Genomic DNA, 20,170 nt, shown 5'->3' on the forward strand with positions numbered 1-20,170 from the left:
TGGTATTGGTGCTCAAAATAATTCCGTTTAATCGTAAAGACTGGGTTCGCCTTCGGGCCTGTGTTTAAAACGCTTATGAACCCAATAGTACTCTGCTGGTCTTTCTTGAACAAGTTCCTCGATATATTGATTTAGGCGAGCAGTATCTTTTTCAACATCATCGCTAGGGAAGTTTGGCAATGGCTCACTAATATGGCAGGTATAGCCTTTACGGTCTTTGTTTAAGGTAGTTGTCATTAAACATACTTCAGCGCCACTGAGTCTTGCCAGGCGAGAGACTGAGGTAATGGTATTGGTCTGTATGCCAAAGAAGGGCACAAAGACGGAGTCACGTGGACCCAAGTCAATATCGGGTGCAATGAAAATAAAGTTACCCGTTTGAATTTCACGAATCAGGTCACGTAAGCGGCTCTGTCGCTCAATGGACTTCCCACCAAAACGATTTCTCCACTCAATCATTTTTTGATTGAAGAAGGGATTCTTCATGTTTTGATAAAGGCCTGCGCCTCGGGGCCAGTCGTGTTGATTGGCCAATACTGAAAGCGCCATAAAGCCGCCTTCAAGCCCAACAAAGTGTGGATTAATCAGTAGGCGTGGCTTGCGATCTCCCAAAGTAATCGCTGATTCAATGGTGACGATATCGGTAATTTGTTTGCCACTACCCAGCCAAATGCGACTTCTCTCTAATACGCTGCGGCCAAATAATTTCCAGTGCTCAAGCGCCAGATTTTCAAGTTCTTTTTCGCTAAGATTGGGAAAGCACAAACGTAAATTGGTGTTCACTACGTGGGTGCGGCTGTTTGGAATATGGGCGGCAAGCCAGCCCAGGCCGTAGCCCACATGGATGGTGATCGTATAAGGCAGGAAGGCAAAGAGACGCAAAAGACTGAGCGCCAAGAAATTGAAGAGGTTTTGTAACCAGGTCATTTCAAAAATGATAACGAATTTATTTAATTGCTTGGGGGTAATTCTGCACCGGCGGGATGCTTATAGCGGTTGTATGACCAAATAAATTGTTCTGGCGCAACCAGAACTGCATTTTCAATTGCAACGTTGAGTTCTGCAGCGGCAAGATTGGCATCTTCAGATAAAGGCGCAAGACGAGTAGCCTGCATGAGCCATCCTTGGCCAATACCTTTGCGCTTAGCGGTAAACATGACTACTGGCGTGTTATTCCGATTGGCTAGACGCGCTGGTAATGGCGTTGTGTATGCAGGACGCCCAAAGAATGGGACCCAAACACCTTCGCCACCACTGGGTACTTGATCCGGAAGAATGCCAATCGCCTCGCCTCTGGTGAGCGCTCTAGTCATTTGGCGCACGCCATTGAGGTTGGTCGGCACGAAATGCATATTCGGATAAGCGCGACCTTCTTCTACTACTTCATTGAGCCATTCTTGGCGTGAAGGTCGATAGAGAATAGTTGCTGGGAAATGCTGTGCGAGAACACGAGGAATGATCTCAAAGCCACCAAGATGAGGAGTCAGCATGACTAAGCCGTGCCCTTCGCCTATCGCCGCCTCAACCACATCCCAGTTTTGCACTTCCACTAATTTCAGTGCTTTTGCAGGGTTGCGCCAAATCCACAAGCTGTCTGAAAACAGCATTCCAGAGGCCCTTACTGCATCCCAAAGCTTGAATGGCAGGCCCCGTGCGTCAACTACTGCTTCGTATTGGGGTCTAAAGAGTGAGCGATATTGTTTGGACCCTAGATAGGCAAGCGTGCCTAAAAAGGCCCCAATCACTTGCACTAGCGCAAGAGGAAGCACGGCAATCGCATTAAGGCAGAGCTTGAGAAGGAGTTTTCGCACCCTCTAATGATATTCAATGCCGCTCTCAGTGTGTGGATTTCAGCATGCGTTGCTGAATTAGGCATTTTTCGGATAAAATCACTCTATCGCTGAGTTAAGGCAACTTGCAGGGCGATTCATAAATTCTGCTAAAGCGTCGCCGTTGTAGTTCCTGGCACGTCGAGTTGTCCCAATGATCGTGTTAATTATTAAAGGAATATGCAATGGCAAATGATTACTTCTTTACCTCAGAATCGGTTTCTGAAGGTCACCCCGATAAAGTAGCAGACCAAATCTCTGATTCGATTCTCGATGCCATCTTGGCTCAAGATCCGACTGCGCGTGTTGCAGCAGAAACTTTGTGCAACACCGGCTTAGTCGTTTTGGCTGGTGAAATCACTACAAACGCTAACGTTGACTACATTCAAGTTGCTCGCAACACTTTGCGTGAAATTGGTTACGACAACACTGACTACGGTATCGACTACAAAGGTTGTGCAGTATTGGTTGCTTACGATAAGCAAAGCCCTGATATCGCTCAAGGTGTTGATAAAGCCCATGATGACGGCTTAGATCAAGGCGCTGGTGACCAAGGCCTCATGTTTGGTTACGCTTGTGATGAAACTGCAGAGCTCATGCCTTTGCCAATTCACTTATCACACCGCTTGGTTGAGCGCCAATCACAATTGCGTCGCGATGGCCGTTTGAACTGGTTGCGTCCTGATGCGAAGTCACAAGTGACCTTGCGCTATGTGGATGGCAAGCCGGATTCTATTGATACTGTGGTGTTGTCTACTCAACACGATGAAGAAATTTCTCTCGAAAAATTACGTGAAGCAGTCATCGAAGAAATCATCAAACCAGTATTGCCTAAGCATTTGATCAAAGGCGCTATTAATTTCTTGGTAAACCCAACTGGACGTTTTGTTATCGGTGGCCCACAGGGTGATTGTGGTTTAACTGGTCGTAAAATTATTGTGGATACCTACGGTGGTGCGGCCCCTCACGGCGGCGGCGCTTTCTCTGGTAAGGACCCATCTAAGGTTGACCGCTCTGCTGCATACGCTGGTCGTTATGTTGCGAAGAACGTGGTTGCTGCTGGTTTGGCAAGCAAGTGCTTGATTCAGATCTCTTACGCGATTGGTGTTGCTAAACCAACTTCAGTGATGGTGAGCACTTTTGGTACTGGCAAGATTTCGGATGAGAAGATTGCTCAATTGGTTTCTGAGCACTTTGACTTGCGTCCTAAAGGAATTGTGAAGATGCTTAACCTCTTGCGCCCAATTTATAAAAAGACTGCTGCTTATGGCCACTTTGGTCGTGAAGAGCCAGAATTTACTTGGGAGCAAACAGACAAAGCAGCCACATTACGTGCTGCAGCTGGTCTGTAAGTAGGAAATACGCAGTTTGTAGGTGTATTGAGGCGAAATATGCCGTAATTGTTTACAATTACGGCATACCTTCAAGGAGCGTTGCAAGGAATGCTGAGACCCAGCACTTCCCCAGGCTTGAAGGGAGTGGGCTCTAAGGTAACCCCCGGAGTTTGCTAATTGCAACCGCGCTCGCTAACCCATGATTCAATGGCTAGCGAGTTTTTACTCCAGCATTGGATCGTATTTAGCTGGAGCATTAATGAATACCGTTTCTGATTTAAATAACTTTGTTGCAACTCGTTGCGCAATTGCTGATATTTCTTTGGCTGACTTTGGCCGCAAAGAAATTGCCATTGCTGAAACTGAAATGCCTGGCCTGATCGCCATTCGTGATGAATTTGCTGCACAACAGCCATTGCGTGGCGCACGCATTACTGGTTCATTGCACATGACCATTCAAACTGCAGTGTTGATCGAGACGCTAGAGGCACTCGGTGCTGAAGTTCAATGGGCATCTTGCAATATTTTCTCTACACAAGACCATGCTGCTGCAGCCATTGCTGCTAACGGCACGCCAGTATTTGCTATTAAAGGTGAAACCCTTGAGCAGTATTGGGACTTTACTCACCGCATTTTTGAGTGGGCTGATGGCGGCTACACCAATATGATTTTGGATGATGGTGGCGATGCTACTTTGTTGTTGCACCTTGGAGCGCGCGCTGAGAAAGATCAAGCTTGCTTGAACAATCCAACTAGCGAAGAAGAAACTATTTTGTTTGCTGCTATCAAGAAAAAATTGGCGCAAGATCCAACTTGGTACTCAACACGCTTAGAAAAAGTTAAGGGTGTTACAGAAGAAACGACTACTGGCGTACATCGCCTGTATCAAATGTTTGCCAAGGGTGATTTGAAATTCCCGGCAATCAACGTAAATGACTCTGTTACTAAGAGTAAGTTCGACAACCTCTATGGTTGCCGTGAGTCTTTAGTAGATGCGATCAAGCGTGCTACTGACGTGATGGTGGCCGGTAAGGTCGCCGTGGTTTGTGGTTATGGGGATGTGGGTAAGGGTTCAGCTCAAGCATTGCGCGCTTTATCAGCTCAGGTTTGGGTAACTGAGGTAGATCCAATCTGTGCATTGCAAGCGGCAATGGAAGGCTACCGTGTTGTGACGATGGATTACGCTGCTGATAAAGCGGACATCTTTGTTTCTGCAACAGGCAACTACCATGTGATTACACATGACCACATGGCCAAGATGAAGAATCAAGCTATCGTTTGTAACATTGGCCACTTTGATAATGAGATTGATGTTGCTGGTATTGAGAAATACAAGTGGGAAGAAATCAAGCCACAAGTTGACCATGTGATTTTCCCAGCTGCCAATGGCAAGCCTGAAAAGCGCATCATTATTTTGGCTAAAGGTCGTTTGGTCAACCTGGGTTGTGGCACGGGACACCCTTCATATGTCATGAGCTCTTCATTTGCAAACCAAGTGATTGCACAAATTGAATTGTGGAATGCAGTCGGCACAGATAAATACCCAGTTGGCGTTTACACATTGCCCAAGCACTTGGATGAGAAGGTTGCACGCTTACAGCTCAAGACTCTCAATGCTGAGTTAACCGTGTTGTCAGATCAGCAAGCTTCTTACATTGGCGTAACGAAGGAAGGTCCATATAAGGCTGACCATTACCGTTATTAATCCAATTACTTTTCAATAGATACCTAGGCCCAAAATCATGGAATTAAGCGTCGAATTCTTTCCTCCAAAAACACCTGAGGGTGAGAGTAAGTTGCATCTGGTGCGCGAGCGTTTTTCTGAAACACTCAAGCCAGCGTTTTATTCCGTGACCTTTGGTGCCGGTGGTTCTACTCAGTCTGGCACATTAAAAGTGGTGAGTGACATTCATGCTGCTGGTGCAGCCGTTGCCCCCCATTTATCTTGTGTTGGCAGCTCACGTGAAAGCGTGCGCGAGATGCTCAAGCAATATCAAGCCTTGGGCGTAAAGCGAATTGTGGCTTTGCGCGGTGACTTGCCATCTGGCATGGGTCAGTATGGCGAGTTTCATCATGCCAATGAATTGGTAGAATTTATTCGCTCAGAAACAGGCGATTGGTTCCATATCGATGTAGCTGCTTATCCAGAAACGCACCCACAAGCGAAGTCACCTGCTAGTGATATCGATTTCTTTGTGCAAAAGATGAAGGCGGGCGCTAACTCCGCGGTTACTCAGTATTTTTACAACAGCGATGCTTACTTCCGCTTCGTAGACGAGGCTTATGAATTAGGCGTTACACAGCCAATTATTGCCGGCATTATGCCGATTACCAATAGCAGCCAATTATTGCGATTCTCTGATGCCTGTGGCGCAGAAATTCCACGCTGGATTCGTTTACGCCTTCAATCCTACGGTGATGACGTCGCGTCTATTCGTGCATTTGGTGAAGAAGTGGTGACCGACTTGTGCGATCAGTTGTTAACTGCTGGCGCACCTGGCATTCATTTTTACTCGCTAAATCAGGCTGATGCAGTTTTAGCGATTGCAGACAATTTGGATTTAACGAAGTAAATCAAATAAGTAAGCCAGACTCCGTCAACAGCATATCCAGGTGCTCGTCATGTGTTTGAGCAGCCCATTGAGAATCATCTAATTTTTGCCAATCAAATCCAACCCCCATGCAAATGAGGTTTGGATTGTCTTTTCGCAACTGCGCTAGGGTTCGATCAAAATACCCGCCGCCATAGCCTAGTCGCCAGTAGTGTGCTTTACCGCTCACAACAGAGCTAGACCAGCCAACGCAGGGAATCAGGATACAGTCAGGAATGAGTTGTGGCCTGGCGGTATTTTCTGGGCTAGGCTCAGGAACTCCGTGAGCGCTTGGAATTAATGCATCGCCCTCTTGCCACTCGTAGAATTCAAGATGCTTATCCGGGCGTGCATAGGGCAGCGCTAAGCGACGCTGAGGGACATTCTTCATCCAGCTTAATAAAGTGGGGCGTAAATCAATTTCATCTTGAATGGGCCAATAAAGGGCGATTGAGCGAATGAGTTTGCCTTCATTTGCTAAAAAATGATTGAGGCCTGCAATCAAGCCCGCTTCTACAGAAGCATAGCCATTCCCAGCAGCAATTTCTTTGCGTTGTTTTAATAAATCTTGGCGAAGAGTTTTTGGTGAATTACCGTGCATATCGACCATTATCAGGCGAAAATTAAAGGATATAGTAATCAATTACTGCAAGGCCTCTAGCCTTGCAAATAGAGATAGGGTTGAATCGGAAGAATGAAGTTTGTAACAGTAAACAGCAAATACCTTGAGTGGGCCAAAATTCTGGTTTTGGGCCTAGCGTTAGGCGCGTCCAATTCCTATGCTGAAAAGCTGAAGAAGCCAAGTCTGCCCAAGTCCTATGAAAGCAAGGTTGCTCCAGCTGAAATTACCGATACCGATCGGATGTTTATCGATTTGCGCGAAGCTGCAAAGAAGAATGATGTATTTCGTACGCAACAACTTTCATCCAATTTGGTTAATTACCCATTTGATGACTATGTAGCCTACTTCCGAATCAAGCCGCAATTATTTGATAGTGCTGGCGGCGCACGTAATGACTATGGCGCAGATGCTCAAGTAGTCGCATTCTTAAATCAATATCAAGGCACAGCATTGGCTGACCGTATGCGCAATGATTGGTTATTGGTTTTGGGTAAGCGTAGGGACTGGGCACGCTTTGATATGGAGTACGCTAAGTTTGTATTGGATGACGATACACAAGTGAAGTGCTATTCCCTGTTATCAAAATTATCACAAGGCGAGAACCCAACTAAATTAGCGATTGATTCACGAGCAGTGTTGCTTGACCCAAGTTATTTTGGGCAAGCATGCCAAGAATTGGTTCCATCTTTGGTGGCCGCAGGTGGCATGTCCCCGAGTGAGGCTAAAGCTATTGGGCGTGCGGCTAGCGAGAGGGGTTATGACACGATGGCACGTCGCCTTGGCGGTGAAGATCCGATCGCAGATATTGTTAAGGCTGTAAAAGCTGATCCATCAAAGGCCTATCGCGACTTTTCTCAAAACGCTTCACGCTATAGCAAAGAAAACCAAGCCGTTGCTTGGGGCGTGATCGGACAATTTTTAGCCAAAAAATTAGATCCCAATGCGGATGATGCCTATCGCTTACAGCAAGAGCTGGGCTATAACGAACTCCTTTCGGTCGAATCACAAGAGTGGAAAGTGCGCGCAGGCTTGCGCGCTAAAGATTGGGCTCTAGTTAAAAATGCGATTGATGGCATGAACCCAGCGGTGCGGGCTAAAGATCCCGCATGGACCTATTGGTATGGTCGTGCGCTCAAAGCTGAAGGGCAGGACGCAAAGGCCAAAGACAGTTTTGAAATGATTGCGGATCAATATAACTTCTACGGCCAGCTTGCGCGTGAAGAATTAGGCAAATCGAATAATGCGCCTGCTAAAACGAAAGTGACTGAGCAGGAGATAGATGCAATGGCCAGCCGCAAGGGCTTTATTCGTGGTGAGCGCTTGTATTCCATGAATCTTCGCTTCGAAGGTAATCGTGAATGGAATTGGGAGCTGCGCAATATGACTGACAAGCAATTATTGGCCGCTGCCGAGTATGCAAAGCGAATCAATTTATATGACCGCGTCGTCAACACTGCCGATCGTACCAAGCAAGAGCATGACTTTAGCTTGCGCTACCCAACTCCGTACAAAGAAGAGCTATCTCCAATTGCGCGTCAAATAGATCTCAATCTTGCTTGGGCTTACGGCTTAATTCGTCAAGAGTCACGCTTCATTATGAATGCTGCCTCTTCTGTGGGTGCATCTGGCTTAATGCAGGTGATGCCGAATACTGCAAAGTACGTAGCTAAGAAAATTGGGATGCCCAATTACACCAATGACAAATTGAGTGATATGAATACCAATTTAACTTTAGGTAGTAATTATTTAAATATGGTTTTGATCGATTTAGATGGGTCTTGGGTTTTGGCCTCTGCAGCCTATAACGCAGGCCCTTCGCGCTCAAAGGCTTGGCGGGAAAAATTATCTGGCCCTACAGAGGGTGCTATTTTTGCTGAAACTATTCCGTTTACTGAGACACGTGTGTACGTGAAGAATGTGCTCTCTAATGCAAATTACTATTCATCGGTGATGAGTGGTCAGCCACAATCTTTAAAACAGCGCCTAGGTGTTATTACACCCAAGGCTGCTACTCAATCTGAGCTTCCTTAAACAATCAAACACCGAGCTAAGCAAAGAAAGCTTCCTATGAAATATGACATTCTTCTAATCGGTGGCAATGGATTTGTGGGGCGAGTCATTGCTGCGCAACTTCAACTAGCAGGTTATTCCGTATTGGTTCCAACAAGCCATTTAGGCGCTGCACGTGAATTACGCCTGTTGCCCAAGGTGCATGTCGAAGAGGCTGATGTTCATGAGTTTGATGAGCTGCAGAGCCTTTGTGAGCGCATTAAGCAAAATGGTGCCGTGATCAATTTGGTCGGAGTACTTCACGATAAGCCGGCTAAGCCTTATGGAAAGGTATTTAAAGCTGCGCATGTGGAGCTGCCTAAAAACATCATTACGGCAATGCAGCTCCATGGCTTAAAGCGCTATTTACATATGAGCGCATTGGGTGCCGACTCTCATGGTCCATCGATGTATCAGCGCAGCAAAGGTGATGGCGAGGCTGCAGTCAAGGCCAGTAATTTAGATTGGACTATCTTTAGGCCTTCAGTCATTTTTGGGGCGCAGGATCAATTTATTAATTTGTTTTCTAAGTTGACTAAGTTGTTTCCAGCTATGCCTTTGGCAAATTCCCAGGCGCAGTTTCAGCCGGTGAGCGTAGATGATGTTGCAAGTGCATTTGTTAAATCCTTATCGATGCCTCAAACAATTCGTCAGTCCTATGACTTGGTTGGCCCAACGGTTTACACCATGAAAGAGATTGTTGAGTTTGCCGCTCGTAAGGCTAAAACCTCGTGCCTCATCATTCCCGTGCCAGCTTTTGTGGGTTATCTACAGGCATTGGCATTCGAATTCTTGCCAGGTCCTACATTGATGTCTCGTGACAATATTGCATCTATGCAAGTACCCAATACTTTGCCAGTGAATAGTGTTGATGCGTTGCCGGAAGTATTCAAAATGAGTCGTCGCAGCCTAGAGGGTATGCAGTAATGAAAATCTACGCAGTAGGCGGAGCCATTAGGGACACCCTCATGGGCTTGCCTTTGCACGACATTGATTATGTTGTGGTGGGTTCCAGCGTAGATGAGATGATTGCTAAGGGCTTTCGTCCTGTAGGCAAAGATTTCCCAGTATTTTTGCATCCAGAGACGCAGGCTGAATATGCACTGGCGCGCACTGAGCGCAAGACTGGTAAAGGCTACAAAGGCTTTAACTTCTATGCCGACCCTTCTGTCACTCTGGAGCAAGACTTAGAGCGTCGTGATTTAACAATCAATGCAATGGCGCAAGAAGTGGGCGCTGATGGAAAGCAATTCGGCCCTATTATTGATCCTTATAACGGTCAAGAAGATTTGGCTGCCAAAGTATTTCGTCATGTGTCAGATGCATTTGCAGAAGATCCATTGCGGCTCCTGCGTATTGCTCGCTTTGCTGCACGCTTTCCTGAATTTAGTGTTGCTCCTGAAACGCTCAGCGCCCTAAAGGCAATTGTCCAATCAGGTGAGCTAAATGCTTTATCGGCGGAGCGTATTTGGCAGGAATTAGCCAGGGGCTTAGTTGCTTCTAAGCCGATGCGCCTATTTCAGGTTTTATTGGATGCCGGTGCTGCCAGAACGATACTGGGACCTTCATTGACCACCCAACTGTCTGAAGAGTCGTTTCGTGAAGAGCTCATCGCGTATTTTTCCTTAGCTGGAAATAGTATTGAAGAGCGCTGCGCAATTGCCTTAATGAATTTGCCCGCAAATGAAATTCGTTCATGGGCTGAATGTGTGCGCATGCCAATTGATGTGCGAGATTTCAGTGAAATATTCAGCGATCTTAGGGTCTTGATAAACAAGTATCCCAATGCTTCTTATCAGGCGGTTGACGTTTTGAATTGGTTCAACCGTGCAGATGTTTGGCGTAAGCCAGATCGAGCACAAGCACTTTTGAATCTTGCGGATAAATTGGGAATGCCTGTTTCCCCTTTGATCAATGCAATGCGTACTACTCAAGCTATCAATACCGCCGAAATTATTGCTGGCGTTTCTGCAGAAGATCGATCTAATGGTGAGCGCATTGGCGGTGCATTTGAGTCTGCGCGGTTGTCTGCAATTACTATGGCTCTAGCTTCTTAAAACAAGCGTCTACAGCCTATTTCTGCCGCGTAGACCAGGCAGATCTTCAAGTACATGTCCCGGTAGCAGGCTATCTAATTTCTTAGAAAATGCAAAGGCCTTAAAGAGTTCGCCCATTTCCGCTTCAGACAATAACTTTTGCAAAGAGTTGGATATCGGTAGAAATGTTTCTGGATTACTTGGGTCACCAATTTCTAAAGCAATGTCACCAATGCCAGCATCTAATAGATACGCAGCCTGGTTGGTAAGGTATACATCATCCACATTTTCAGCCAACGCGCTACGAGCAATTTGGGACCATTCAACGTGCGTTGTTAAATCGCAAAGACCAGGTAGATGAAATGGATCTTGAATTGCATGGTGGCGATGATGGGCCATGAGGGTGCCCTCAAGCCTTTGCGGGTGATAGTACTCGCTCTCAGGAAATCCATAGTCAAACGTGAGGAATAGGCCGGTGTCTAAATGTTTGGCAACTTGCTGCATCCAAGCATTTGCTGGCGTTTGTAGTTCAGTGATGTAGCCTTCTGAGAAGTTGCCGTTGAGAAGGTTTTCAGGAAGTAATTGTTGTTCGACTGGAGGGCCTACTTTCCAGATCAGTTTGTCATTCTCAAATGCAACACCGTACCAATACCAAAATCCATTTTGATAAATGATGGCATCACAAGGAATCGCATCAATCACTTCGTTGGCCAGAATGATGCCTTTGAAATTTTCGGGTAACTCCGTTAACCAATTGCATTGGGTCTTAAGATGAAGTTGTCCAACAGTATTTCTAATTCTTTCTTGTTGGCGCTGTGCTAAGTCTGGTGAAATTTCGATAATGTCGTAACGATCCAAATGAAAGCCAAGATCATTGAGGCGGGTCAGTATTGAGGTAGCAAGCTTGCCTGTTCCAGCGCCAAACTCCAAGATTTGAGTGGGAAGGCCTTTTTCCTTGAGTCCCTCAAGTACCAGTAGGAGGGTTGAGCAAATGGCTGCGCCAAAGAGAGGGCTTAATTCGGGGGCAGTAGTGAAATCGCCGCCGGCACCTAATTTGTGAGCGCCAGCGCTGTAATAGCCCATGCCGGGCTCATATAAAGCCATTTCCATATAGCGAGAGAATGGCAGCCAGCCGCCCTGTAAGGCGATTTGAGAGGCTATTTGGGCCTTTAGAAGCGCACTATGCTCCGTTTCAAGGCTGGTCAAGGTAATATCCATAGCTCGCTAGTCTAAGAGAATTTAATTGAACCCTAGTTCAACGCCCCCATCCCAGCAAGGAAAAGCAGTTTTAGTGACTGGCGCCGCCAAGCGCCTGGGTCGAGAAATTGCCTTGCAGTTTGCCCGTCAGGGCTGGGATGTTGCCGTTCATTATGGGCGATCCGAGCAAGAGGCTCAAGAAACCATCAGAGAAATCGAAATGATGGGTGTGAAAGTCCAAGCTTTCCAGGCTGACTTGGCTGATGAGGCTGCCACCAAAGATCTTTTCTTGGCTGTCAGCAAAGCATTCCCTAATTTAGCCTGCTTAGTAAATAGCGCATCTATCTTTGAATACGATCGCGCTAACTCCAGCACCCCGTCAAGTGGAAAAAGTTTGCAAGACCATATGCAAGTCAATTTAACCGCGCCAATTTTGCTATCTCAGCAGATGTTTGAGTTTCAAAAAAGTAACCCAAATATATTTGGTGTCATTCCAGCGGTAATTCAACTGCTAGATCAAAAGTTGATTAACCCTAATCCAGATTATTTGTCCTACACATTATCTAAGGCAGCATTGCTTTCCTCGGTTGAATTATTGGCAATGGATTTCGCGCCCCATCTGCGTGTAGTCGGATTAGCACCAGGAATCTCTTTGCCATCAGGCGATCAAACAATGGATGGTTTTTCCAAAGCACATCAAATGACGCCACTGGGAAGATCCTCAACACCAGCAGATATTGCAAAGGCAGCCGTATTTTTGGCGGACTCTAGCGCCATCACCGGAACCACCTTATATGTGGACGGCGGGCAACATTTATTGCCATCATCACGTGATGTGATGTTCAAAACTAATTAAGTATTTTTAAAAAGCAAACATACATGCACGCTATTCTTTCTCATCCCGCTCTTGTTGACTGTCGCCGTTTATTTCTCCGGGACTATGAGATTTATATCAACATCGGAGTTCATGACTTTGAGAAAAAAGCAGAGCAGCGCGTCATCCTCAATGTGGACTTATATATTCCCCTTGATATGAATACGCCAACGAATGATCAGTTGGATGAAGTGGTGGATTACGACTTCATGCGCGAAACTATTAAGGCTCGGGCCTTTCAGGGGCATATTCATTTGCAGGAAACCTTCTGCGATGACATCGTGACGGCAATGTTGCTTCACCCAAAGGTGTTGGCTGCGCGTGTAAGTACGGCTAAGCCAGATGTCTATCCAGATTGCCACTCGGTAGGCGTTGAAGTATTTCGTATCAAGACTTCTTAAATAGAATTTAGAAAAGAACTCTTATGGGCGATATTCGTAAAGTTGTCTTCGAAGAAAACAAGCTAGAGAAGAAACTCTGCCGCTTGGTAGGTCAGGCCATTGGTGACTTTGGCATGATTGAAGATGGTGACAAAGTGATGGTGTGTGTATCGGGCGGTAAAGATAGCTATGCCATGCTCGATATTCTGATGAAGCTGCGTGAGCGTGCACCAATCAATTTTGAAATTATTGCGGTGAACTTAGATCAGAAGCAGCCTAATTTCCCCGCCGAAATCTTGCCCAATTACTTGAAGAAATTAGGTGTTCAGTATCACATCGAAGAACAAGATACTTACAGCATTGTGAAGCGTGTGATCCCTGAGGGTAAAACAACTTGTGGATTGTGCTCACGCTTACGCCGAGGAATTTTGTATCGTGTGGCGGATGAGTTGGGGGCAACAAAGATTGCTTTAGGCCATCACCGTGATGACATTCTAGAAACTTTGATGCTCAATATGTTTTATGCGGGCAAGCTAAAGGGGATGCCGCCCAAGTTGCGCTCTGATGATGGCAAGCATATTGTGATTCGCCCCTTGGCATATGTCCCTGAGAAACTGCTTGAACGTTATGCGGCAGATATGAACTTCCCGATTATTCCTTGTGATTTATGTGGAAGTCAGCCCAATTTGCAGCGCCAGGTCATGAAAGAAATGCTGCGCGATTGGGAGAAGAAGCATCCTGGTCGGGTGGAGAATCTATTTCGCTCTATGCATCATATTGTTCCATCTCATTTAATGGACGGCGAAGCCTTTGATTTCAAAAACCTGGAGATTTCCACCGAGTTAGCGGGTATTGCTTCTAGATCTTCTGGCGACAGGGCAATTGATGAGGCCGAATTAGATGAATTAGCCTGTGGAACCATGATTCAGGGGACTTATAATCCCCCTTTATGAATATCGTCATTTTGGCTGCTGGGCAAGGAAAGCGGATGAAATCCGCTCTGCCCAAGGTCCTGCAAACTCTCGCAGGCAAACCCCTGCTCCAGCACGTTCTCAGTACTGCGCTTTCACTACAAGACAAAAAGTCTAAATCTGGCCCCGTTGTAGTGGTTGGTCATGGTGCGGCAGATGTAAAGACATTCTTATTAAATGCTGGCAAGGAAGATCCAAGCTTTGACAAAGTAAGCACTGCGCTGCAAGCTGAACAAAAAGGCACGGGTCACGCGCTATTGCAAGCCCTGCCTAAATTAGATGTTCAAGAGCCAACCTTAGTTTTGTATGGCGATGTTCCCCTCACTACAAAAAAGACGCTAGCCAAATTAGCGAAGTTAGCTGATGGTGTTCGCGGTCAAGACAGTGCACTTGCGCTCCTCACGCAAAACCTTGCCAATCCAACTGGATATGGCCGGATTGTTCGTGATGCTGACGGCTCTGTAAAAGAGATTGTTGAAGAGAAGGATGCAACGCCAGCGCAAAAATCGATTCAAGAAATTAACACCGGCATCATGGTATTGCCAACGAACTCATTAAAGAAGTGGCTCAAGTCTTTACGCGCCAGCAATGCACAAGGCGAGTACTACTTGACTGACGTGATTGCTATGGCTGTTAAAGATGGCGTGCCGATTCGAACAACGCAAGCTGATGATGAGTTTGAAACTATTGGTGTCAATAGTCGTGATCAACTTGCTGCATTAGAGCGTGTACACCAACTCAATAATGCTTATCAATTAATGGATGCAGGCGTATCGCTTGCTGATCCTGCGCGTATTGATGTACGTGGCACCTTAGAGTGCGGCACTGATGTATCAATTGATGTTGGTTGTGTATTTGAAGGTTGTGTAACTCTAGATGCTGGTACTAAGGTTGGACCATATTGCGTGATTCGCAATAGCGTGATCGGCAAAGGCGTTTCTATTTATGCATATAGCCATGTGGACGGCGCAAAAGTGGGCAATCAATCATTAATTGGCCCTTATGCTCGTTTGCGTCCTGGCGCAGATTTATCAAACGATGTACATATTGGTAATTTCGTAGAAGTGAAGAACAGCAAAATTGCCGCTAATAGCAAAGCCAATCATTTGGCTTATGTTGGCGACTCTATTGTTGGCTCCAGAGTCAACATTGGTGCTGGCACTATTACTTGTAACTACGATGGCGTTAACAAACACCAGACCATTATTGAGGATGATGTCTTCATTGGCTCGGATACTCAGTTGGTTGCACCTGTGCGTGTTGGTCGTGGCGCCACATTGGGTGCGGGAACAACTTTGACTAAAGATGCTCCTGCCAATCAACTGACTGTATCTCGAGCAAAACAAATTTCCTTACAGTGGCAGCGCCCTGTCAAGCAAGAAAAGAAACCAGTAAAAAAAGCAGCATCAAAGACGGCTGTGAAGAAGGCCGTCAAGAAGCCGGTTAAGAAAACTGCAAAGGGTAAAAAATAATGTGCGGTATTGTTGGTGCGGCCTCCCATAAAAATATTGTTGATGTTTTGGTTGAGGGTTTACGCCGTCTAGAGTACCGTGGTTATGATTCTTGTGGTTTTGCGGTCATTAATGGTGAGGATGCCAAGCACCCCATCGAAAGAGCTCGAACTACTGCACGTGTTTCTGAATTAGGTGAGCAAGGTAAAGATTTTTTCGGCACCTTGGGTGTTGCACACACACGTTGGGCTACCCATGGTAAGCCAGATACCCAAAATGCCCACCCCCATACTTCCAACGACTTAATTGCGGTTGTACACAACGGCATTATTGAGAACTATGAAGTTCTGCGCTCAGATTTAAAGGCTGCTGGATATGTGTTTACCTCTGAAACAGATACTGAAGTTATCGCCCATTTAATTCACCAGCAATATGTTGCTAGTGACCAAAAAGATATTGCGGCATCGGTAAGAGCGGTGCTTCCTAAATTACATGGCGCATACGCTATTGGCATTATCTCTCAAGATAACCCGAGTACTTTAGTGGGCGCTCGTGTTGGTTCTCCTCTAGTGGTTGCCATTGGCGATCATGAGCACTTCTTAGCTTCTGATGCTTTGGCATTGGCAGGACGCGCTCATTCCATGATGTATTTGGAAGAAGGTGATGTAGCTGTTCTCAAGGCTGATTCCGTTGAGGTAATTGATCAAGCTGGTAAGGTCGCCCAAAGAGAGTTGAAGCCTATGCCAGCTCAAGCTGACTCAGTTGATCTCGGCCCTTATCAGCATTACATGCAAAAAGAAATCTTTGAGCAGCCTAGAGCAATTGGCGACACGCTTGCTAATATCGCTGACTTTGGCCCTGAACTATTTGAAGCTAAGCCAGAAGACTGGAGAGCTTTCGAGCAGATTTTAATATTGGCATGTGGCACGAGTTATTACTCTGCATGTGTTGCTAAATATTGGTTAGAAGATATTGCTGGCATTCCGACTCAAGTAGAAATTGCTAGTGAGTATCGCTATCGCACCACTGTGCCTAATCCAAAAACACTTATTGTGGTGGTTTCACAATCTGGTGAGACAGCAGATACTTTGGCGGCATTGCGTCATGCTAAGAGTTTGGGTCACCGCTTTACTTTGGCTATATGCAACGTGGCTAGTAGTGCCATGGTTCGTGAAACTGATTGGCATTTCTTGACCAAGGCAGGTGCTGAAATTGGAGTGGCTTCAACGAAGGCATTTACTACGCAGCTTTTAGCGCTTTATCTCTTAGCGGTTTCGATTGCTAAACGCGATGGCAGAATATCCCCTGAAAAAGAAAAAGAGTTACTGCGTGACTTGCGTCACCTACCGAAAGCACTTCATGCAGTACTAGCGCTTGAGCCACAAATTATTGCTTGGAGCGAGGCATTTTCTAAATGTGAAAATGCCCTATTCCTTGGCCGTGGAATGCACTATCCAATTGCGCTTGAAGGCGCATTAAAGCTCAAAGAGATTTCTTATATTCATGCTGAAGCTTATCCAGCAGGTGAGTTAAAGCATGGGCCGCTTGCTCTAGTTACAGACAAGATGCCGGTTGTTACTGTTGCACCTAATGACGTCTTATTGGAGAAACTCAAATCCAACATGCAAGAAGTCAAAGCGCGTGGTGGCAAGCTTTATGTGTTTGCTGATCAAGATACTCATATCTCTAGCAGCGACGGCATCAATGTCATCAAGCTGCCTGAGCACTATGGCAACCTCTCACCAATATTGCATGTAGTTCCCCTACAGCTATTGGCTTATCACACAGCCTGCGCACGCGGCACTGATGTTGATAAACCCAGGAACCTGGCGAAGAGCGTTACGGTCGAATAATTTTTTACTTGTTTGACTTTCATCTAAAGTTGTGGACAAAATTCAGTAGATAAATCAGGGCTTTACGAAGCCCTGATTGCATTTCTGTGTTCAAATAACTCTTGTAAAAGAGGATATTTATTGCAACCCATGTTTCTGTCGATGCCCCGTCTTTCAGGTTTGAAATTGCTTCCGCTGATTTGTGCGCTAGCTCTCTCTGCATGCGCGGTCGGCCCAGACTTTAAGCAACCCGAGGCGCCCAAGACCTCTTCTTATACAGAAGCCCCTGTAGCTAAGAAACTCACCACGGCACCTGGAGTGCCAGGCGGAACAGATCAAGAGTTTGTAGAAGGCGCAGATATAGAGGCGCAATGGTGGGAGCTTTATAAGTCTCCTGAGCTTGATGCGTTGATTAAAAGAGCGCTTGAGCAAAATCCAAATTTAGGCGCAGCCGATGCAGCATTAAGGGCCGCTCAAGAAAATGTCAACGCACAAATTGGCGGTCAATATTTCCCTGCTATTGGCGTGGGTGCAAATGTAATTCGGCAGAAACAGCCTTTAGCCTTTTATGGCGTGGGCAATGGTTCCGATACTTATAACCTCTATAACACCACAGTCAATGTAACTTATAAGTTAGATGTCTTTGGTGGAGCTCGGAGAGCGGTTGAAGGTGCGCGTGCTCAAGCAGAGGTTGCGCAGTTTCAATTAGAGGGTGCTTATCTTTCGTTAACGGCTAACGTAGTGACGAGCGCCGTTAAAGAGGCTGCGTTACGTGCACAGATGCAAGCCACAGAAGAAATTCTGAAGGCTCAAACGAATCTTGCCGAGGTAACTGAGAAACAATTAATCATTGGTACGGTTTCTAGAGTAGACGTCACCTCACAGCGCACCTTGGTATCGAATTCTCAAGTGGATCTCTTCAGCTACGAAAGAAACCTCGCATTTGCACGCAATCAATTGGCAGTGCTAGTGGGAGAGATTCCGAGTAACGCCAATATTGCCAAGTTTGATCTGGCCAATTTGCATTTGCCAGAGAAGTTACCTCTATCGGTGCCTTCCAGCCTGGTGCGGCAACGTCCTGATGTGCGGGCGGCTGAAGCCCAGTTAAAAGCTCAAAATGCTTTTGTGGGCGTTGCAACTGCAAACTTATTGCCGCAATTTAATATCACGGGATCTATTGGTGCTGCCGCACTGACATCCAATGGACTGTTTGGGCCGAACTCTGCGTTATGGACTTTGGGTGGCGGTATCTTGCAACCATTGTTTCAGGGTGGCCAGCTTTTGGCGCAACGTCGTGGCGCCATTGCGAACTATGAGCAGGCTGCTTTTCAATATCAGGCAACCGTCTTAAATGCATTCCAAGAAGTAGCCAATGCATTACGCGCACTAGAGACTGGTGCGCAAGCACTCAAAGCAGCATCGGACGCAGAGCGTTATGCCTACGAAACTTTGGACTTAGTGCAGCAACAGTACAAACTCGGTACGGCTAGTTATTTAGCAGTGCTCTATTACCAAAATCAGTATCAGCAAGCAAAAGTGAAATCGGTTGCAGCACAAGCAACTCGCTTCTCAGATACGGCGGCTTTATTTGCAGCATTAGGCGGCGGCTGGTGGAATCGTGAAGGCCCTGCTTTTAAACCAAAAGACATAGCGAACAAAGATCAAAATGAAACTTCTGGAACAAATTAAGAACAAGCTCGTTGCTTTGGTTCTTGCCTTATGGGCATGGCTGCAACGTAAAGCAATTGAATGGAAATTGCGTGAGAGAGCAATTGCGCTTTGGGAAAAGACCAAAGCCTTTTGGGCGCGCATGGGTCAGAAATGGCGTGGTACCAAGGCCCATGAAAAGCTCATGGCAATGGAACCTTTGCAACGTCGTATGACTATCATGCTTTGCGGTGTATTTTTATTATTGGGCCTAATCTTCGCTTTCAATCAGCTGAAGACTTTCATGATTAAGCATTTCATCGCGGGTATGGGATTGCCTCCTGCAACGGTTTCCACCATGGTGATTGCAAATACAGAATGGCAGCCTATGTTAACCAGCGTGGGTAATGTCCGCGCATTTAGGGGTGTTGAGCTCAGCACTGAGATTGGCGGCTTAGTACAGACTGTGCCCATTAAGTCAGGTCAAGACGTTAAAGAAGGCGAACTCCTCATTAAATTAAATGATGCATCTGATGTAGCCCAATTAAATTCTTTAAAAGCAATGTCTGACCTAGCTAAAGTCATTAATGAGCGCGATAGACAGCAGTTAGCAATTCAGGCAATTAGTAAGAACGTATTTGATACGAGCGCTGCTGATTCCAAATCAAAACAAGCGCAGGTTGAGCAGCAGACTGCTTTAGTGGCCAAGAAAAACCTCAAAGCACCATTTAGCGGCCGGGTAGGTATTGTTTCTATCAATCCAGGACAGTATGTAAATCCTGGCGATAAGCTGCTAACGTTACAAACCTTAGACCCTATTTTTGTGGATTTCAACTTACCACAAAACAATGCTGAACTCATTCAGGTTGGCCAAGAGGTTGAGGTGACTACCGATGCATTTAAGGGTGCAAGCTTCACGGGCAAGATTACTGCTGTTAGTCCAAAGGTCGATAGCAATACCCGCAATATTCAAGTCGAGGCGCAACTCGCTAATCCGGATAAGAAAATTCTGCCAGGCATGTTTGCTAATGTGAATATCAAGCTGGGCGATCAAGTGAAATACTTGACCCTGCCTCAGACGGCGGTTACCTACAACCCATATGGCTCAACCATCTTTATTGCTAAACCTACTGGCAAGAAAGATAAGCAAGGCAATCCAGCACTAGAGGCACAACAGGTATTTGTAACGACTGGATTAACTCGTGGTGATCAAGTGGCCATTTTGAAGGGTGTTGATGAAGGCGCAACGGTGGTTACTAGCGGTCAGATGAAGCTCAAGAATGGCACGCCACTGATTATTAATAACAAGGTGCAGCCAGCAAATTCACCTGATCCAAAGCCGCAGGAATAAATAGCA

Annotated in this window: 17 protein-coding genes and 1 riboswitch; of the genes, 13 read left to right on the plus strand and 4 right to left on the minus strand. The window is 46.1% G+C overall.

The genetic code is table 11. The features are described from left to right. Positions 1-27: 27 nt before the first annotated feature. Together ICN40_RS07270 and ICN40_RS07275 are read right to left on the minus strand one after the other, a co-directional pair. The gene (locus ICN40_RS07270) at positions 28-927 is read right to left on the minus strand and encodes a lipid A biosynthesis acyltransferase (RefSeq protein ID WP_216243142.1); all 900 of its coding nucleotides are present in this window, start codon (positions 925-927) and stop codon (positions 28-30) included. A gap of 23 nt (positions 928-950) precedes the next feature. Continuing rightward, on the minus strand, positions 951-1,811 hold the full coding sequence (locus tag ICN40_RS07275; RefSeq protein WP_216243144.1) for a lysophospholipid acyltransferase family protein: 861 nt from the start codon (positions 1,809-1,811) through the stop codon (positions 951-953). 203 nt (positions 1,812-2,014) lie between these two features. On the opposite strand from ICN40_RS07275, the gene metK reads away from it, so the two are divergent. The 3 genes from metK (at position 2,015) to metF (ending at position 5,736) form a co-directional block, all read left to right on the plus strand. Beyond that, positions 2,015-3,181 carry a methionine adenosyltransferase gene (gene metK / locus ICN40_RS07280; RefSeq protein WP_216243147.1) on the plus strand — a complete coding sequence of 389 codons (1,167 nt, stop codon included), beginning with the start codon at positions 2,015-2,017 and terminating at the stop codon, positions 3,179-3,181. 67 nt (positions 3,182-3,248) lie between these two features. Then, positions 3,249-3,361: riboswitch (S-adenosyl-L-homocysteine riboswitch) on the plus strand. Between the two features lie 61 nt (positions 3,362-3,422). Continuing rightward, complete coding sequence (ahcY, locus tag ICN40_RS07285; RefSeq protein ID WP_072582617.1) at positions 3,423-4,868, plus strand: adenosylhomocysteinase; 1,446 nt, start codon at positions 3,423-3,425, stop codon at positions 4,866-4,868. 37 nt (positions 4,869-4,905) lie between these two features. Continuing rightward, positions 4,906-5,736, plus strand: coding sequence for a methylenetetrahydrofolate reductase [NAD(P)H] (gene metF / locus ICN40_RS07290; protein ID WP_216243149.1), 831 nt, complete (start codon positions 4,906-4,908; stop codon positions 5,734-5,736). 1 nt (position 5,737) lies between these two features. Here the strand turns inward: metF and ICN40_RS07295 are convergent, their stop codons facing one another. Beyond that, on the minus strand, positions 5,738-6,355 hold the full coding sequence (locus ICN40_RS07295) for a 5-formyltetrahydrofolate cyclo-ligase (RefSeq protein ID WP_255561282.1): 618 nt from the start codon (positions 6,353-6,355) through the stop codon (positions 5,738-5,740). A 93-nt stretch (positions 6,356-6,448) separates the two neighbouring features. On the opposite strand from ICN40_RS07295, the gene ICN40_RS07300 reads away from it, so the two are divergent. The 3 genes from ICN40_RS07300 to ICN40_RS07310 are packed head-to-tail and all read left to right on the plus strand — an operon-like array spanning position 6,449 to position 10,482. Continuing rightward, positions 6,449-8,407, plus strand: a complete 1,959-nt coding sequence (locus ICN40_RS07300) for a lytic transglycosylase domain-containing protein (protein ID WP_255561283.1) — start codon at positions 6,449-6,451, stop codon at positions 8,405-8,407. Positions 8,408-8,443: 36 nt separating this feature from the next. Next, positions 8,444-9,352: a complex I NDUFA9 subunit family protein gene (locus ICN40_RS07305; protein ID WP_216243153.1), complete on the plus strand. Its 909-nt coding sequence runs from the start codon at positions 8,444-8,446 to the stop codon at positions 9,350-9,352. Further along, entirely contained in the window at positions 9,352-10,482 is a 1,131-nt protein-coding gene (locus ICN40_RS07310; protein ID WP_216243155.1) for a polynucleotide adenylyltransferase, read from the plus strand. The genes ICN40_RS07305 and ICN40_RS07310 overlap by 1 nt, the downstream gene beginning before the upstream one ends. Positions 10,483-10,491: 9 nt before the next feature. Here ICN40_RS07310 and ICN40_RS07315 read toward each other — a convergent pair whose 3' ends face one another. After that, the gene (locus ICN40_RS07315) at positions 10,492-11,679 is read right to left on the minus strand and encodes a class I SAM-dependent methyltransferase (RefSeq protein WP_216243157.1); all 1,188 of its coding nucleotides are present in this window, start codon (positions 11,677-11,679) and stop codon (positions 10,492-10,494) included. A 25-nt stretch (positions 11,680-11,704) separates the two neighbouring features. Here ICN40_RS07315 and ICN40_RS07320 point away from each other — a divergent pair, with 25 nt between their 5' ends. From ICN40_RS07320 to ICN40_RS07350, 7 genes are all read left to right on the plus strand, one after another. Next, positions 11,705-12,514, plus strand: coding sequence for an SDR family oxidoreductase (locus ICN40_RS07320; protein WP_216243159.1), 810 nt, complete (start codon positions 11,705-11,707; stop codon positions 12,512-12,514). Positions 12,515-12,537: 23 nt separating this feature from the next. After that, entirely contained in the window at positions 12,538-12,933 is a 396-nt protein-coding gene (locus tag ICN40_RS07325) for a dihydroneopterin aldolase (protein ID WP_072582625.1), read from the plus strand. A gap of 23 nt (positions 12,934-12,956) precedes the next feature. Beyond that, the gene (gene ttcA / locus ICN40_RS07330; protein ID WP_216243161.1) at positions 12,957-13,865 is read left to right on the plus strand and encodes a tRNA 2-thiocytidine(32) synthetase TtcA; all 909 of its coding nucleotides are present in this window, start codon (positions 12,957-12,959) and stop codon (positions 13,863-13,865) included. Continuing rightward, positions 13,862-15,355, plus strand: coding sequence for a bifunctional UDP-N-acetylglucosamine diphosphorylase/glucosamine-1-phosphate N-acetyltransferase GlmU (gene glmU / locus ICN40_RS07335; RefSeq protein ID WP_216243162.1), 1,494 nt, complete (start codon positions 13,862-13,864; stop codon positions 15,353-15,355). The genes ttcA and glmU overlap by 4 nt, the downstream gene beginning before the upstream one ends. Then, the gene (glmS, locus tag ICN40_RS07340; RefSeq protein ID WP_216243163.1) at positions 15,355-17,187 is read left to right on the plus strand and encodes a glutamine--fructose-6-phosphate transaminase (isomerizing); all 1,833 of its coding nucleotides are present in this window, start codon (positions 15,355-15,357) and stop codon (positions 17,185-17,187) included. Before glmU ends, glmS begins: the two co-directional genes overlap by 1 nt. A gap of 129 nt (positions 17,188-17,316) precedes the next feature. Beyond that, complete coding sequence (locus ICN40_RS07345; RefSeq protein ID WP_216243372.1) at positions 17,317-18,855, plus strand: efflux transporter outer membrane subunit; 1,539 nt, start codon at positions 17,317-17,319, stop codon at positions 18,853-18,855. A gap of 169 nt (positions 18,856-19,024) precedes the next feature. Beyond that, on the plus strand, positions 19,025-20,164 hold the full coding sequence (locus ICN40_RS07350; RefSeq protein WP_216243373.1) for an efflux RND transporter periplasmic adaptor subunit: 1,140 nt from the start codon (positions 19,025-19,027) through the stop codon (positions 20,162-20,164). The last annotated feature ends 6 nt before the right edge of the window (positions 20,165-20,170 follow it).

Origin of the sequence: Polynucleobacter sp. Fuers-14, from assembly GCF_018882045.1 — a bacterium.
GTDB lineage: Bacteria > Pseudomonadota > Gammaproteobacteria > Burkholderiales > Burkholderiaceae > Polynucleobacter.